This is a genomic window from Streptomyces sp. SS7 (assembly GCF_037993025.1).
GTDB lineage: Bacteria > Actinomycetota > Actinomycetes > Streptomycetales > Streptomycetaceae > Streptomyces.
In genome coordinates this window covers 4919645-4936554 of the sequence record NZ_CP141223.1, presented here as the reverse complement: position 1 = coordinate 4936554, position 16910 = coordinate 4919645, and the positions used below count along the sequence as shown (strand labels likewise).

Annotated in this window: 11 protein-coding genes and 1 pseudogene; 4 read left to right on the top strand and 8 right to left on the bottom strand. The window is 70.9% G+C overall.

All coding sequences use genetic code 11. The features are described 5' to 3' along the window. Positions 1–51: 51 nt before the first annotated feature. Together U5640_RS22795 and U5640_RS22790 are read right to left on the bottom strand one after the other, a co-directional pair. Positions 52–1320: a protein kinase gene (locus U5640_RS22795; RefSeq protein ID WP_340377621.1), complete on the bottom strand. Its 1269-nt coding sequence runs from the start codon at positions 1318–1320 to the stop codon at positions 52–54. A 102-nt stretch (positions 1321–1422) separates the two neighbouring features. After that, positions 1423–2484 carry a helix-turn-helix domain-containing protein gene (locus U5640_RS22790; RefSeq protein ID WP_340377620.1) on the bottom strand — a complete coding sequence of 354 codons (1062 nt, stop codon included), beginning with the start codon at positions 2482–2484 and terminating at the stop codon, positions 1423–1425. A 114-nt stretch (positions 2485–2598) separates the two neighbouring features. Here U5640_RS22790 and U5640_RS22785 point away from each other — a divergent pair. Continuing rightward, a pseudogene (locus tag U5640_RS22785) lies at positions 2599–3131 on the top strand (cation:proton antiporter); the annotation flags it as partial. A gap of 28 nt (positions 3132–3159) precedes the next feature. On the opposite strand, the gene U5640_RS22780 reads toward U5640_RS22785, so the two are convergent. Both U5640_RS22780 and U5640_RS22775 read right to left on the bottom strand, forming a co-directional pair. Next, entirely contained in the window at positions 3160–3738 is a 579-nt protein-coding gene (locus U5640_RS22780) for a hypothetical protein (RefSeq protein WP_340377619.1), read from the bottom strand. Continuing rightward, a complete protein-coding gene (locus tag U5640_RS22775) occupies positions 3681–4862 on the bottom strand; it encodes a hypothetical protein (RefSeq protein WP_340377618.1) in 1182 nt (393 codons plus the stop codon). Before U5640_RS22775 ends, U5640_RS22780 begins: the two co-directional genes overlap by 58 nt. A 348-nt stretch (positions 4863–5210) precedes the next feature. Here U5640_RS22775 and U5640_RS22770 point away from each other — a divergent pair, with 348 nt between their 5' ends. The 3 genes from U5640_RS22770 (at position 5211) to U5640_RS22760 (ending at position 12816) form a co-directional block, all read left to right on the top strand. Continuing rightward, positions 5211–5645, top strand: a complete 435-nt coding sequence (locus U5640_RS22770; RefSeq protein ID WP_340377617.1) for a hypothetical protein — start codon at positions 5211–5213, stop codon at positions 5643–5645. A gap of 120 nt (positions 5646–5765) precedes the next feature. Further along, positions 5766–7811 (top strand): flotillin family protein, encoded by a 2046-nt coding sequence (locus tag U5640_RS22765; RefSeq protein ID WP_340377616.1) that lies wholly within the window; start codon positions 5766–5768, stop codon positions 7809–7811. An 82-nt stretch (positions 7812–7893) separates the two neighbouring features. After that, complete coding sequence (locus U5640_RS22760) at positions 7894–12816, top strand: DNA repair ATPase (RefSeq protein WP_340377615.1); 4923 nt, start codon at positions 7894–7896, stop codon at positions 12814–12816. Between the two features lie 318 nt (positions 12817–13134). On the opposite strand, the gene U5640_RS22755 is transcribed toward U5640_RS22760, so the two are convergent. The 4 genes from U5640_RS22755 to U5640_RS22740 form a co-directional block, all read right to left on the bottom strand. Further along, complete coding sequence (locus tag U5640_RS22755; protein WP_340377614.1) at positions 13135–13704, bottom strand: hypothetical protein; 570 nt, start codon at positions 13702–13704, stop codon at positions 13135–13137. 746 nt (positions 13705–14450) lie between these two features. Beyond that, complete coding sequence (locus tag U5640_RS22750; RefSeq protein ID WP_340377613.1) at positions 14451–15098, bottom strand: hypothetical protein; 648 nt, start codon at positions 15096–15098, stop codon at positions 14451–14453. Between the two features lie 80 nt (positions 15099–15178). Further along, entirely contained in the window at positions 15179–15655 is a 477-nt protein-coding gene (locus U5640_RS22745) for a CBS domain-containing protein (RefSeq protein ID WP_340377612.1), read from the bottom strand. An 895-nt stretch (positions 15656–16550) separates the two neighbouring features. After that, entirely contained in the window at positions 16551–16904 is a 354-nt protein-coding gene (locus U5640_RS22740; protein WP_340377611.1) for a hypothetical protein, read from the bottom strand. Between the last annotated feature and the right edge of the window lie 6 nt (positions 16905–16910).

Sequence of the window (16910 nt, the reverse complement as noted above, 5' to 3'; positions counted from 1 at the left end):
CATCATCGATCTGACGGCCCGCCTGGACAACGCGGGCCGTGACTGCCGATGTCAGCGCTTCCTTCCCTTCGCGTCCTTCTTACGATGCGGGTCTGTCTTACCCGCTGAGTCTGCGGCTCCGCGCGTGTCCGTCTCGTCGATGGGTACGGCGGCCGGTGCCGCCCCTGTCGGGCCGGGCGCCGGCGGCCTCGCGGAGGGCTCCGCACTCGCGTTGGGGTCCGCGCCCGAGTCGGCGCTCGGAGACGTAGCGGAACCGTCACCGGGGGCGAACCAGGCGGCGCCGATCAGGATGGATACAAGGAACAGGGCGGCCGCCGCGAGGACGCCGAGGGCTTTGGGGCGCCGCCTTCCGACCGGAGTGCTCACACGTCGCCGATGTCCGGTGTGGGTGGGGTGGTCGGCTGTCGGCAGCCGGTACGTCGTACTCTCGACCGGCGCCTCTGTCGTCACCGTGCCCGGAGCGGTGGGAGCGGTGAAGGACTCGAAGGCGTCGAGGGCCGGCAAGGGCTGTGAGTTGCCCCGCCAGGCTTCCGCCTGGAACCAGTCGGCGATCTCCTGGGCGGTGGGGCGGTTCTCCGGCCGCTTGGCCAGCATGCCGAGCAGGTAGTTCTCGAAGGCGGGCGGCAGGTCGGTGATGAGCCGCCCGGGCGGCGCGGGCGGGGCGTCGACGTGCAGGTAGAGCAGGGTGGTGGCGTTGTCGGCGGTGAACGGTGCCTGTCCGGTGAGGAGTTGGTACAGCACGCAGCCGAGCGAGTAGACGTCTGAGGCCGGCCCCGCCGTCTGGCCCAGGGCCCGCTCGGGGGCCAGGTAGAGGCCGGTGCCGACGATCTGGCCGGTGGTGGTCAGTCCGGCGTTCGGATCGTCGAGGAAGCGGGCGATGCCGAAGTCGGCGAGCTTCAGGGTGCCGTCGGCGTCGCACAACAGGTTGCCCGGCTTGATGTCACGGTGCACGACGCCCTCCCGGTGTGCGGCGGCCAGCGCCGCGGCGGCCTGGGCGGCGATCACGGCCACCCGCTCCGGCGCGAGGCGGCGGCCGCCGGACGTCTCGTCGGCCAGGCTGCCGCCGTCGACGAACTCCATGACGAGGTAGAGCCGCCCCTGCCAGGAGCCGAAGTCGAGGACGCCCACGACGTGCGCGTGGCTCAGGGAGGCGGATGTCTGCGCCTCCATCCGGAACCGCGCGGTGGCCGAGGGGTCGCCCTGCTGGGCCAGCAGCAGCTTCACCGCCACCGTACGGCCGAGGAGCTCGTCGGCCGCCCGCCACACCTCCCCCATCCCGCCCCGGCCGACGACCGATTGCAGCCGGTACCGATCAGCCACCAGCACGCGCTCACCCACCCCTGTCCATACATCGCCCCGGCCCAACCGCCCGTCGCATGATCAGACTATGCCGTCCGGGGCGTCATGACGGGCCGGTGGCCGTCACACCTCGTCGTCGGGCCACCCGAGCAGCCTGGCGCCGATCACCGCGGTCTGCAGGGTGTAGCGGTGGACGGGGTCGCCGGGGTCGGAGCCGGTGAGCTTGTGGATGCGCTCCAGACGGTAGGTGAAGGCCCGCACGCTCAGGTTCAGTCGTCGGGCCGCCTCGGCGGCGACGCAGCCGCAGTCGAAGTACGCCGTCAGCGTCTCCACGAGAGGCTGGGCGCCTCCCCGTGCGGTCAGCAGCGGACCGAGGGTGTTGCCGACGAGGTCGGCCATGGCCTGCCGGTCGCGCGTCAGGACCGGGTAGACGAGGAGGTCGGCGGCATGCAGAACCGGCTCGCGGATCTGCAGCCGGTCCGCCAGGTCGAGGGCGTTGAGGGCCTCCTCGTAGGAGTGGACGACTCCGCCGGCGCCCGGATGGGGGCGGCTGATGGCGACCTGGCCGCCCTCGGTGGCCGCGTACGCCTGCTTGGCGAAGAACGCCAGGACGTCCTCCTGGTCCCCGGGGGCGATGCAGACCAGCCTGCCGTCCTTCGTGGTCAGCAGGATGCGCCGCTCCCCGAACCGGCCGACCACCGCGCTCTCCACCTGCCGGGTGGCCGGGTCGGTCTCCTCGACCGGCTTGCGGCCCTGGGCTACGGCGACGGCATGGGCGCGGGAGAGGAGCAGGCCGAAGCGTTCGGCCCGTTCGGACAGGCGGCCCAGGTCGCTGCGTCCGTAGAGCAGGTCGTCGATGAACTCCCGCCGCATCGCCTCCTCCTGCCGTACGGCGAGCTGCTGCGCCCGTTCGTGGCCTTCGGCGAAGGCGTCGATCGCCTGCTCGACGGCGGCGAGCGCGCCATCGCCCGCCGTGGCGGCGAGGACCGGCCAGATGCCGCGGGCCACGGCCAGGTGCCGACGGACGACGGCCCGGAGTCCGAAACCGGCCTCGGCAGCGTGCTCCCCCTGCGTCCGCAGGGACTCCAGCTCGTCCCGGGTGAGTCGGCGACCTGTCGCGCACACCTCGGTCAGTATCCCGGCGTACCCCTCCAGGTACTCGTCGGGGACCTCCCGCCCTGTCACGCGTCCTCCCGTGTTCTCGGCTCTGTGCCGGCGCGGCTCCGACGCAGGCTGAACAAGACTGGCAGATGCCCGGCGTGCCACGGGACCGGGAGTGGACGAGCGCAGTACCCGGGTATGGGGGCCTTCCTCGTCGGCATCGCCGTGTCCGGTGAGGCCGACGACGGTGCCCGCAGGCTGCTCGCACCGCTGCGGGACCTGTTCGCGGCGGTGTTCTTCGTCGTCTTCGGCCTGCACACCGACCCCGCCGGCATTCCGCCGGTCCTGCTGCCCGCCCTCGCCCTGGCCGCCGTCACGGCTGCCACGAAGATCGCCACCGGTTACTGGGCCGCGAGGCGGGCCGGTATCGCCCCCAAGGGGCGCTGGCGGGCCGGCGGGACCCTGGTCGCCCGTGGCGAGTTCTCCATCGTGATCGCCGGGCTCGCCTTCACGGCCGGTATCGAACCCTCGCTCGGCCCCTGGCAACGGCGTACGTCCTGATCCTCGTCATCGTCGGCCCACTGACCGCCCGCTACACGGAACCACTGGCCACCCGCCTGCTGCGCCGGCTCCGCCCGCAGGTGACCCCGGTTCCCCCGGACACCCCACCCGACGGGACGCGGGACACGTACGAGTCGATCGACGACGCAGACACCGTCGGATACACGTGACGCCGACGAATCCTGATCCGAGGCACGCTCAGAAGGTCTTTCCGCCCCACCGTAGGTCCGCCTGCCGCCATTCCTCTTCCCATTGGCGCATACGCCGACGGTCGAGGAGGCAGCGGCCGGCCGGTGCGGCGCCCAGGACGACCGCAACTGCGACCGTCGCGGCGAGGACGCCCGTCGCCGTCGCCTGCAGCATTCCGGTCGAAGGCGACAGCGGCCGGGCCGTGAGCCGGCCCTGCGGGTCCGTCCAGACCATGATCCTGGTACCGGCCCGGGTGCCGGGCTCGACCCGGGTCCGGTCCGTGCGGGGCGCACCTTCGGGGCCAGTCCACCGCACGCCGACCCACACGGGAGCCGTGCCCACCCGGCTGCTCGACCGGGGCTCGGCGTCCTCCAGGAGGACGGCGGAGACCCTCTGCCGTTCAGTCCGCTGCCGCTCCAGGTGCTCTGCGGACATGACCCCCGCCAGCACCCCCGCCAGGGCGGCGGCAGCCACGGCGGACAGCCACAGGAGGAGCACGAGCCAGGCTTCGACGATGTCGGCGGGCCGCTTCAGCGGGTTGCGTCGCCACCGCCACCACCGCACCCTCGTGGGAGGTGTTCTCGCCATCGCCCCGCACCCCCTCGCGCCGAAACCGACGGCTTCCTCTTCCAGTGTGCCTGCTCGGGCGTCGGGGGAGCGGGCCCGTGGCCACCGCCGTCGACGCGGCTGCCCGCCCGATCGGGCAGCCCGACCGGTGACGAGGGTGGCCACGGCCGGGCCCAGCGTTCGGCGGAGATCGCCGCGACCCCGAACACCTCCTGCGCGCTGTCGGGGTGGAAGTCGCGCAACGGCGCGATGGGACGCTGCAGCTCACGGGCCACATGCGCGTGCAGGTCGTCCGGGGTGAACTCGACCACCCCGTCGCCCGCATGGGCTCCGGTCAGTAGATCCACCACACTCGGTGGGATCTGGAGCGAGCCGCTGTCGGCGATGTCGCCCGCGCCGTCGTTCCGCGACCTGGCAGGCATCACGTCGATGCCGATCTGGGTCTCGAACCAGACCTTGCCGGCGCCGACGAAGTGGTAGCGCGTCCCCGACCCGCGCATCTGGTTCCGGTACGGCACGACCTCCCCGTACGAAGCGTCCCGTATCCGCTCCACCGCGCCCTGGAACCGGCGCGGCACCTCGGCCCCCCACGCCTCGCCCTTGTTTGCGCGGATCACTGTGCGAAGTCGCCGCTGGGCGAGTATCCGGTCGGTCCAGAAGGCCGCCCACATCCCGGTCAGAGCTACCACCGGCGCGAGGTAGCCGAGCGGCGTCAACGCGCACAGCCCTCCGGCCACGCAGGCGAGGGCGGTGAGGGTGCGGCGCAGCCACAGCAGCCGCTGGGCCTGCTCGCAAGCGGTCAGTACCGCCTCCAGATCGAATCCGTACGACGGCGTCGGGCGCCCGTCGGACAGGACACGGTGGCGTATCCAACGCACGTATTCGTGGCCGACCACCACCCGCGGCTGCTTCGGTGCGGTCGCTGTGTCGTCGGCGACCAGCTTCTCCAGCGTGGCCTTCTCGCCGGCCAGGGCTTCCCTGGCCGCCTTCTCCAGGCGCCGCAGGCGCACCTTCTCGGGGGTGAGCTTGTGCCGGATCTGCTTGGCCTGCTTCCGCCGCCACTTCCTGATGTTCTCGGCGAACTCCTCCGCTCCGTCCGGCCGCAGGTGAGCGGCCGCGCAGAGTAATCGGGTGGGTTCGGTCATCCCGCCGGTGCCGTTGCCTACCCGTCCATCGCCGCCGGCTCCTTGCCGCGGCACCGCCGGCACTTTCAGCAACGCCTCAGCGCCGTCCGCGGCTCTTATGGACTCCGTGTCCATGCACCCCCCGTCCATCGGCAGGCGAACGATCGTGTCGCACCCGGGCGGGTTCTGCCTACCCCACCGAAGCGCTGCGCTCCTTCGCGACTGCCCGACCCGCAGCGGTCTGTCGCCGCCCGGCATCAAGAAGGCATCAAGACTGCCGGAGCACGGCAATGCGCGGGCGAGCATGCCCAGTTCAAGATGGCGGTGGCAGAAACAGAGGTTGCGAGAACTCGGTTCGGGGGTGAGGGCATGGGACACGTCGTCGGCGCCGCAGTGCGGTTCCCCACCGTCACCCTCACCTCGGCTCTGGGGGTCGTGCTCGCTTTCTGGCTGTTGGTCCTGCTGGGCCGGGCTGGTGTGCGCGACTTCGACGTAGACGCCCCGTGGTTGGCCGACTCTCTCGGGGGTGTGCCGGTCGCCGTCGCAGCCTCCGCGATGATCCTGGGTGCCTGGCTGGTCAGCCTCACCGGAATGGTGCTCGTCGACCTGGTGGGACTGACCGGGCCTGGTGATGCCGTGGCCCGTGTGGCGCTGCTCGCAGCGTCCGCGCTCGTCGCCTGGACCGTGACCCGAAGGTGTGTGGCGCCACGCGTCAGGCAGTCTGTCGGCCACGCCCGGCGGCGCCGACGGGCTGCGGCGAGCAGCGCCCCGTACGACCCCGGTAGTCCGCACGCGCGCGGCTGAGCCGCCCGAGACCCACTGCGCCGCCCGCACTCTCGCGTCCGACGCACCCGCCCGCAGCCGCGCGGGCCGTCCCGCCTCGCTGCCGAGGCGTCAACTCTGCGCAGACCCGAAGGATTTCGTATGGATGTCATCACCGCGGGCCTCGGCGTGCTCGTCGCCGCCTGCCTGCTCGTCGCGATCGCCCTACTGTTCGCCCTCTCACGACTGTTCCGCAAGGTGGAGCAGGGCAAGGCGCTGATCGTCTCCAAGCTGCGCAAGGTCGATGTGACCTTCACCGGGCAGGTGGTGCTGCCGGTGCTGCACAAGGCCGAGGTGATGGACATCTCGGTGAAGACGATCGAGATCACCCGGGCCGGCAAGGAGGGGCTGATCTGCCGGGACAACATCCGTGCGGACATCCGGATCTCGTTCTTCGTGAAGGTCAACAAGACCGTCGAGGACGTCATCAAGGTCGCCCAGGCCGTCGGCACCGCGCGGGCGAGTGATCAGCGGACGCTGCAGGAGCTGTTCCACGCGAAGTTCTCCGAGGCGCTCAAGACCGTCGGCAAGCAGATGGACTTCACCGATCTCTACACCAAGCGCGAGGAACTCCGTTACCAGATAATCGAGTTGATCGGCGTCGACCTCAACGGCTACCACCTGGAGGATGCGGCGATCGACTATCTGGAGCAGACTCCGCTGACCCAGCTGGATCCGGCGAACGTCCTCGACGCCCAGGGCATCCGGAAGATCACCGAGCTGACGGCCGTGGAGCACGTGCGCACCAACGAGGCCCAGCGCACGGAGGAGAAGGAGATCACCCGGCAGAACGTGGACGCCCGCGAGGCGATCCTGGAGCTGGAGCGGCGCCAGGCCGACGCGGAGATCAAGCAGCGGCGGGAGATCGAGACCGTACGCGCCCGTGAGGAGGCCGAGACCGCGCGGGTGGCGGAGGAGGAGCGGCTGCGGGCGCAGTCCGCGTTCCTGAAGACCGAGGAACAGCTCGGCATCCAGCGCGAGAACCAGGCCCGTGAGGTCGCCGTCGCGCAGAAGAACCGCGAGCGGGTCATCGCCGTGGAGAACGAGCGCATCGAGAAGGACCGCCTCCTCGAGGTCATCGCCCGGGAGCGGGAGACCCAGCTGACGCAGATCGCCGCCTCCAAGGAGGTCGAGGCGGAGAAGCGGGAGATCGCCGAGGTCATCCGGGAGCGGGTCGCGGTGGACCGTACGGTCGCCGAGCAGGAGGAGGCAATCAAGAAGCTGCGCGCCGTGGAGGAGGCCGAGCGCGGCCGGCAGGCGGTGGTCATCGCGGCCGAGGCCGAGGCGCAGGAGAAGCTGGTCAAGGACATCAAGGCAGCGGAGGCCGCCGAGCAGGCCGCCGTCCACCGCGCCGCCGAGGAGCTCACCCTGGCCGAGGCGCGGATGAAGTCGGCCGACCTCGACGCGCGGGCCAAGCTGCGCCTCGCCGAGGGCGTGCAGGCGGAGTTCGCCGCCGAGGGTCTGGCCGCCGTCCAGGTCCGGGACAAGGAGGCCGAGGTCATCGAGAAGGCCGGCCGTGCGGAGGCCGAGGCGGCCGAGGCGCGGATGCGGGCCGAGGCGGAGGGCGCCAGGGCCAAGGCACTCGCCGAGGCGACGGGGATCGCCGAGAAGCTCAAGGCCGAGGCGGAGGGCATCAACCAGAAGGCCGTCGCCATGGCCGCGCTGGACGAGGCGTCCCGCGGCCACGAGGAGTACCGGCTGCGGCTGCAGGCCGAGAAGGAGATCCGGCTCGCCGGGCTCGACATGCAGAAGCAGGTCGCCGAGGCGCAGGCCACGGTGCTGGCCACCGGCCTGGAGAACGCCGACATCAACATCGTCGGCGGCGAGTCGGTCTTCCTCGACCGCCTCGTCTCCTCGATCGCGCTCGGCAAGGGCGTCGACGGGTTCGTGCAGCACTCCGAGACGGCGCAGGCTCTCGCGCGGCCGTGGCTGGACGGGTCGTCGAGTTTCACCGACGACCTCGGCCGCGCCCTCGGTTCGGTCTCCTCGGCGGACGTGCAGAACCTGACCGTCTCCGCGCTGCTGATGAAGCTGATGCACACCGGTGGCGCCGACGCCGGGCAGCTGCGGCAACTGCTGGACAAGGCCGGCGAGCTGGGCCTGGCGGACACCTCCCTGGCCGCGCTCAACGGCAGCGCGAAGGCCTGACGGACCCGCGGTCCGCAGCCGCCGCACAGGGGACGGCGGCTGCGGACCGCGCTCTTCCACGCGACTTCCTGAGAGGGATTCCATGACCACCGGGACCACGGGCCTGGACACCGGCACGTACGACGCCGTCGACACCGGCACGTACGAGGTGCTGCGCGACCGCCTCACCGCGCAGGCCGCCGAACTCGCCCGCCGGGCCGAGGCGCTCAACGCCCGCCGGATAGAGGAGTTCGGCTCCACGCGGCTCGAACTTGCCGGCACCGAGCGGCTGCGCACCGAGCACAACTGCGTGCCCCGGGACATCGTCTCCGTCGGTGACGTCCTGCTCTTCGGTCACAACGTCTTCCTCGGCCTGAAGCCCGAGACGACCGTCGGTGACGTCTTCGCGCTGCACGACCGCGACCTGAACCGGCTGCCCGACGACGCCGTGCCCGGTCTGCTGGACGACCCCGCGTTCGTCCGCGAGTTCGCCGCCCTCTACCGCTACTACCGGCAGGCCCATCTCCTCCAGCTCCGCCGGACCGACGGCAGGCTGCTGGCCGTCTTCCAGACCGGCGAGAAGACCGGGGACATCCGCGTCCTGCGCTGGGCGGTGTCCGCCGACGGGCAGGTGTCGTTCCTGGACGCGCGCGGCGAGCGCGACCACGTCTTCCCGCCCTCCCACGACTTCGACTGGACGCCGACGTCCCGCGACGACCACGTCCTGGGCCGCCACCCGCACGTGTCCATCGAGGGCGAGGTCTTCGTCGAGACCGTCGGCGGCACCCTCACCGTCAAGATCGAGAACAACACGGAGACCGGCGAGGGCGTCCACTCCGAGCCCGTCGACGAGCCCCTGCAGGCCCTCGCCGACGCGGACATCGCGTACGCGCGTGTGGGCGCTCTGATCCTGCTGCAGATCCGCCCCTACAAGGAGGACACCGACCGCTACCTGGTGTTCAACACCCTCACCAGGTCGGTGGTCCGTCTGGACGGCATCGGGCAGGCGTGCCGCCTGCTGCCGGCGGACCAAGGCATCGTGTTCCCGGGCGGCTACTGCCTGGCGACGGGGTCGTACAAGACGTTCGACGGCGTCGACACCGAAGGCCTCGAGTTCGAGCGCCTGGTCCGCTCGCCCAACGGCGAGGACGTGCTGTTCGCGTTCCACGCGCGCGTGGAGGGGCGCAGCCTGCTGCTGCCGTACAACATGATCTGCAAGGAGGTCGCCACCCCGCTGTCCTGCCACGGCTGGGCGCTGTTCGGCGACGGAGCCCTCGTCGTCCTGCGTGCCGACAGCGACGAGCCGCAGCGCGTCCACCCCGTCCAGCTGTGGAACTCCCCGTACGTCTCCGACACCCACGCCGCCGCCCGGCCCGTCGGCTCGGGCCCGCTGGGCCGGGTCGGCAACGCCGACCTCGTACGCGGCATCTCCGACTCCCTGTCCATCGCGCGCGCGGTCACCGAGACCACCCCAACGAGCGAGGTGTACGAGGCTCTCGCCACGGCGTGCGTCCGCGCCACCGACTCCTACTACTGGCTGGGCGAGCCGGAACTGGGCGGACTGCGCGAGCCGTTGGACCAGGTGCGTACCACCGCCGAGCAGGTCCTGTCGGAGTTCGAGACCGTCCAGGACCTCACCCGGGAGGCCGCTGATGCGCTCGCCGAGGCCACGGCGCGGGTCGCCGCCGTCGTACGACGCCTGCGGGGCGAGGCTCCGCGAAGCGCCGCCGCCTGGGTCACCCGGCTCACCGAGCTCCGGCACGCCCAGGGGCATCTCCTCACGCTGAAGGACATGCGGTACGCCGACACTGCCCGCATCGACGCACTCGCTGCCGAGACCGAGGCCGACCTCGGCGCCTTCGGGCAGCGGGCCGTCGCCCACCTCGCCCGCGAGGACGCCTTCGCCGACCACCGGACCGAGGTCGAGCGGATCGTCGCCGACGCGGGGGCGATCGCCACCGTCGCGCAGGCTGCGCCCGTCGGGGTCCGCATCGACGCACTCGCGGACGGACTGCGCACGGTGACCGAGGTCGTCGCCGGGCTCGACATCGGCGACGCGACCGTCCGTACGGGCATCCTGGAGCGGATCGCCGAGGTCCTCGGCGGCGTCAACAGGGCCCGCGCCACCCTCGACGGCCGTCGGCGCGCGCTCCTCGACCGTGAGGGACGAGCCGGGTTCTCCGCCGAGTTCACCCTGCTTGTCCAGGCCGTCACCGGCGCGCTCGCCGCCGCGGACAGCCCCGAGGCGTGCGACGAGCAGCTTGCCCGCGTGCTCGTGCAGGTGGAGAACCTGGAGTCCCGGTTCGCGGAGTTCGACGACTTCCTCGGCGAGCTCGCGGACAAGCGCGACGAGCTCCACGACGCGTTCTCCGCGCGCAGGCAGACCCTCGCCGACGCCCGCGCCCGTCGTGCCGAACGGCTCGCCGACTCGGCGTCCCGGGTCCTGCGGGCCATTGCGCACCGCGCCTCGGCCCTCGCCGATGCGGATGCCGTAGCCACCTACTTCACGTCCGACCCGATGCCCGCCAAGGTCCGCCGCACTGCCGACGAACTGCGTGAACTCGGCGACCGGGTCAGGGCGGAGGAACTCGACGGCCGCCTGAAGTCCGCCCGCCAGGAAGCTCTCCGGTCCCTGCGCGACCGCACCGACCTCTACACCGACGACGGCCGCACCCTCCGCCTTGGCGCCCACCGCTTCGCCGTCAACACCCAGCCCCTCGACCTCACCCTGGTCCCGCACGGCGACGGCCTCGCCTTCGCGCTCAACGGCACCGATCACCGCAGGCCGGTGACGGACCCCGGCTTCGCCGCGACACGCGCGTACTGGGACCGGCCCCTGCCATCGGAGTCGCCGCAGGTCTACCGCGCGGAGTACCTGGCCGCCCGGCTGCTGGACGAGCACGGCCCGGCGACACTGAAGGCCGCCGACCTGCCCGCCCTCGTCCGGCAGGCCGCGGAGACCGCCTACGACGAGGGATACGAGCGAGGCGTCCACGACCACGACGCGGCTCTGATCCTCACCGCCCTCCTGGGGCTGTACGAGGATGCCGGCCCACTGCTCCACGAGCCCGCGGCACGCGCCGCCGCGCAGCTCTTCTGGGCCCACCGCACGACCGTCGAGGCGCGGCGGGACTGGCAGCGCCGCGCCGTCTCACTCGCCCGCGCCCGCGACACGTTCGGCCTCGCCCCCGCGATCGAGGACCTGCGACGGGAGCTGGCGGAGGCGATCACCGGGCAGGCCGCGGAGGCGGCGGCCGGGTACCTCTTCGACGAACTGACCAGCGGCCCCGACGGCTTCGTCATCAGCGGCCGCGCGCGCATTCTGCTCGACAAGTTCCGCCGCGCGGTGGACGTGTCGGCGTACGACGAGGACCTCGCCGCGCTCGACGGACTGGCCGCCCGCAGGCAACTCGTGGAGGCGTGGCTCGCCGCGTACGCCGCCTCGACCGGCACGGACGTGACCCCCGGCGACCTGGCCGAGGCGGTGGCCGCCGAGCTCTGCCCCGACCTGGCCCGGTACGACTCCGACGCACCGCTGACCGGGACGGTCGAGGGGCTGCTGGGCGTTCACCCGCGCATCACCGACCGGTCCCTGCCGCTCCGCGTCGACGAGTTCCTCGCCCGCACCCGCGCGTTCCGCACGCACGACGCCCCCGGACACCGCGCCTACCAGCGCCGCCGTACGGAGCTGGTGGCCGCCGAACACGCCCGGCTCCGCCTGGAGGAGTTCCGGCCGCGCGTGATGTCCACCTTCGTACGCAGCCGGCTCATCGACGAGGTGTACCTCCCGCTGATCGGCGACAGCCTCGCCAAGCAGATCGGCACCAACGGCGAGTCCAGGCGCACGGACACCGGCGGCCTGCTCCTGCTCATCTCCCCGCCGGGCTACGGCAAGACGACGCTCATGGAGTACGTCGCCGACCGCCTCGGCCTGATGCTCGTGAAGGTCGACGGCCCCGCCCTCGGACACACCGTCACCTCCCTCGACCCGGCCGAGGCCCCGAGCGCCACCGCCCGCAAGGAGATAGAGAAGATCAACTTCGCGCTGGCGGCGGGCAACAACACCCTCCTGTACCTGGACGACATCCAGCACACCTCACCCGAGCTGCTGCAGAAGTTCATCCCGCTGTGCGACGCCACCCGCCGCGTCGAAGGCGTCCAGGACGGGCAGCCACGCACCCACGACCTGCGCGGCAAGCGGTTCGCCGTCTGCATGGCCGGCAACCCCTACACCGGGTCGGGCACCCGCTTCCGGGTGCCCGACATGCTGGCCAACCGCGCCGATGTATGGAACCTGGGCGACGTCCTGACCGGCAAGGAGGACGCCTTCGCGCTGAGCTTCGTCGAGAACGCCCTGACGTCGAACCCGGCGCTGGCCCCGCTCGCCGGCCGGGACCGCACCGACCTGGAGCTGCTGATCAGGCTGGCCGAGGGCGACTCCACGGCCCGCGCCGACCGGCTCAGCCACCCGTACGCCCCCGCCGAGCTGGAGCGGATCCTGGCCGTCCTGCGCCACTTTCTCACCGCCCGCGACACCGTCCTGGCGGTGAACCGCGCCTACATCGCCTCCGCGGCACAGTCCGACGCCGCCCGCACCGAACCGCCCTTCCAGCTCCAGGGCTCGTACCGCAACATGAACAAGATCGCCCAGCGGATCCAGCCGGTCATGAACGACGCCGAGCTGGCGGCCCTGATCGAGGACCACTACCGGGCCGAGGCTCACACCCTCACCACCGGCGCCGAGGCCAACCTCCTGAAACTGGCCGAACTGCGCGGCACGCTCTCCACCGCGCAGGAGGCACGCTGGGCCGAAGTGAAGGCCGCGTACGTCCGCGCCCAGGCCCTCGGCGGCCCGGAGGACGACCAGCTCACCCGAGTCGTCGCCGCCCTCGGCCTGCTCGCCGACCGCATCGGCGCCGTCGAGTCGGCGGTCAACCGGGCGACCGACCCGCGGACCCTCACGGCGAACGGCGGGGCCCGGCATGCGGCCCGCCCGGCAAGCGACGGTTGTCGGCGTGACACCTGACCCGGGGGCCATGGTTCGACTTCTTCCGTACCTGTGAAAAACCCACGGCCTGAGCCTGGACCCGGCGGTTGAGGAACACCTCGCAGGGCGGGTGCGGGCGCTGGACGCCGCGTGGCATCTGATGGCCGAACGGTTGGAGGAGGCCGGGCAGGACGCCGAACTCAGCTTTCGAGGTGCAGTCCAATGGTCGGCTGAAGATGAACGCTTACCGACTCGGCACCCTCGGCGAGCCGAAGTCGGTGCACTGGCTGCGCCAGACCACCGCGGCGATGCTCCCGAAGATCGACCGGCCATGCATGAACGTTGCGTGTCGTGCTGCTACTTGTCCCAGACCGTGATTTCCGCCTGTGCGCTGTCCTGGTCCGGATCATCAGTGCCGCCGAAGAGCACCTTCTTCAGCTTCACGAGAGCTGTTCGATCACGATCAGTGATGACGCACAATGAATCTCCGGCGGTGGCCTCGACCACGTCCTGGCCCTGAGCGTGCACCAGATTCGTGCATTCGCTCTGCGTCAGCGGCCTCTGATCAGCCTCGACCAACGCCATCCTGAAATCGGCGAACCGGGCGGTGCCGTCCGAGAGCGTTTCAGACAACAGGATGTCCCCGCCGACCGCCTGGCCTTCGCTGGGTGGGTCCGTGTCCAAGTCGGAGTATCCCCTCAGACGTACGCTCCCGTGGTAAGAAACGGCTGCAGTGGCGTCTGGGGAGGTCGTCGCTGCCGGATCCTCCTGATCCGTCCCCTCGTCCTGATGAGGCTTCCTGCTGGCAGCCGTGACCGTCGCTGTGACGGTCACCGTGGGTTGTGCCGCACTGGTCGGTGACTTCAAGCCCGTGGCTGGGAGACCGAAGAAGCCGGCAATGATGCCGAGTACGGCGACGACTGCCATGACCACCGCTGCCCAACCCTGCATCCGGGCCGAGCGCGGCTCTGGTGGCTCGGGAACCGGTGGTGGTGAAGGTGTGCCCATGCATTCCCCTGGATCACTGCTACCGGCCGAGCGTGGCACGGACGCCACTGAAAGTACCCAGCCTTGCACTTGCTGTGACAGCTCTGTTTCATTTCCCTGAAGCCTGGCTGTGGGGTCTTGGTGTACCGCTCCAGCAGGCAAAACCTCTTCAACAGCACCCACCCGTCGTCGGACGGGAACCGCGCGACGGACGCCTCCAGCTGCCGCATCAGGTACTCGGGGATGAACTGCGGCTTCAGCCCGCGCGGCTTGGGCGCGTCGTCGTAGATGAATGCGCTGCGGGCCAGGCCGGGCTGCCACTCGTAGCGGTAGACGTCGCGCAGGAAGGCGCCGACGCAGCTGACGGTGCGCAAGCGAAATGCCTCGCTGTGCCCGTCAGCCTGCAGGGCGGCCAGCCAGGTCTCGATGCGGGCCCGGCTTCGACGCCGTCGACATCAGCGAAGCGGCAGGCCAGGGGAGTGACGGCCTGGACGCTCAAGGTAGGGCAGGCCGGGTTGCTGCCACGGGTAAGCCGCCAGCGGGCCCAGTGCTTGGTCAGATCCCGCAGTCAGGGCTGGCGGATGCCGCCGAAGTGCAGGCGGCAGCAGTCCTCGTTCGCCAGTCGAGCAGCCGCAGATCCCAGATGTCACGCGGGAACTGGTCGGCGGCCCACGGATCGTCGGCGATCAGCAGCCGCTGCAGCCCGAAGCGGGTATCGCGGATGAAGGCGTAGGACAAGCAGGAACTCGCCCGCAGCTCGCCGCGCTTGAACCGGACTGCAAGCGGATCTTCTCCGAGAAGATCTCCACCCGCATCAAGACCCGGCCCGAGCTGGAGAAGGCCCTCAAGCTGGCGTACGACATCAAGGAGGCTCCCCCGACCAGGAGTTCATCCTCACCGTCCACGAACTCAAGCATCTTGCCCGCAACGCCGCCGAGCTGATGACTCTCTCCGGCCAGCTCCAGGCCGCCGACGTGCAGCTCGAACTCCTCACCGGCCCGCTCACCGGCATCTGCGACCCAACGGCATGGTGCGATGTTCTTCGCCGTACTCGCCGTCGCCGCCCAGCCGACCGCAACTACATCCGCGAGAAGATCCTGGAGGGACAGCAGGCTGCGGCCGCCAAGGGCAACCACGGCGGACGGCCCAAGGTCATCGACGACGACTCGCTGCTGTTCGCCCGCGCACTGCGGGACCGTGGCGTCCCCGTCCCCGAGATCGCGGGCAGGCTCACCATCAAGACTGGCAAGAACGCGGGCAAACGCCCCTCGGTCGCCTCGCTGTACCGGGCGCTCGCAGAGGACGAAGACACTGCCGGGTCCGACGATGCACATCCCGAGCCCGTCAGGAAATCCCGCTTCGCCATCTCGTGCTCACCGACAGCCACGATGCCGCGGCCGTGGAAGAAGACCCCTCAGGAGGTGCCCGATGCTCCCGTGACCCCGAGCAGCTGGTGCAGCAGGTGTGAGGCGGTGATCACTCCCAGCAGGTGTGTCCCGGCCTTGTCCCTATGGGCCACCGCCACCAGCGGGCTGCGCACTCGAGCCATCAGCGCGGCCACCTCCAGGGCGGTGTCGTCAGGGTCGGCGATCGGAGGCGGAGTCGCCTCATGGGGCAGACAATCCCCGACGCGGCGGCCCGTAAGGGCCTCGCACAGCCGGTCGGCGTGCTTCTCGTCGACGACGGCGGCGAGCGTCGGATCGTCGATCACGTACGCGGGGACCAGGGCCTTGACCATCTGGGAGGCGGGCAGAATCGCCTTCGGTTCACCGTGCTCGTCGAGCACCAGCAGACCCGGCAGCCTGTGCTCGGCCATGAGCCGGGCCGCCTCCATGGCGTCGCTGTCGACTCTCACTGTCCGGTATTCGACCGCCAGGTCACGGGCGCGCACGGCGGGCTCCTCGTCTGCTCGAAACGTCTCTGCCCTCAGCGTCGTACACCTTCGGGGCACGGACCAGGGCATAGACGTGAAACATACGCGGCGGGTTCGGAAGGAGAGCACGAAGGGCGGCTGGTGGCCGATGGAGAAACGCGGTGGTGGGAACGGCACGACAGGCCGCGTCAGCCCCGTGGATTCCGGATTCGGATTCGGGGGTTGCAGCCCTTCGCCCTGGTCTCCATGAAGGCCCCCGGACCGCATGGCCTGCCGGCGGAACCGCTTGCCGAGTCGCGAGCCGCACATGAGCCCCGCCGCGAACATCATCATCCCGAACTGGGCGGGGAAGGCGAGAAACGTGTCGTCCTCGGGATCCAAGCCGCTCCGGTTGGCCTGGGGCGGGATCATGGCGCTGGCCCAGAGCACCAGGAGGGCCCCACCCCGGACCCGGATGCCTCAGGGGCTCACGCGTCGCCGGACCCACCGGGAGCCACCCCCGGGGCCGGGCGATCGCGAGAGGCAGGGCGAGCGCGGAGAGACCGCACACATAGAGCAGGTGGAACATGGCACGTACTCCTTGTCTCCCGCCGGCGACGGCCTTCCACTCGGTGGCGGACGGGCCTGCCCTTACGGTGGCCGCCGACCACCACAAGGCGAGGACGATCCCATGATCCGCCGAGGGACGTCACTGCCTGGTTCCGGCGGCCTTCGGGGGCCTTCGACGGTTTGGCACGTGAGCAGAGGCATACGCGCGGCGAAGAGAAAGAGCACGAGCCGGCATCGAGTTGGGGTGGCGCCCTCTCACGTCATCGGCGGGCGAGCCACGTCATTGAGGCGAAACACACGCGGCGACACCAGTAGAACCATCGCGCAGGCGAGAAGACGCCACCGCCCTGTCGGCCCGAGGCCATCACTGCCCCTTGCCGACTTCCTGGTCCACAGCCTGTGGAGGAGCGGCGGTCCGGCGGAAACGGTCACCGAGCTGCGAGCCACTGATGAGCCCCGCCGCGAACAGCAGCAGACCGACCTGCGCGAGTGAGACGAGGAACACCGCGTCCCCGTCGACCAGCCCGCCCCACCGGGCCAGCGGGACCAGCCCGCCGAGCCACATCACCAGCAGGGCGACGCCCCGGACCCGGATGCTCCAGGGAGTCGTACGCCTGCGCACCCGCCTGGGCGCCCAGCCCCGCAACGAAGCGATCGACAAGGGCAGCACGAAGGCCGACCAGCCGATCAGCCAGGCCCACAGGAACACGCTCGACACCCCCTC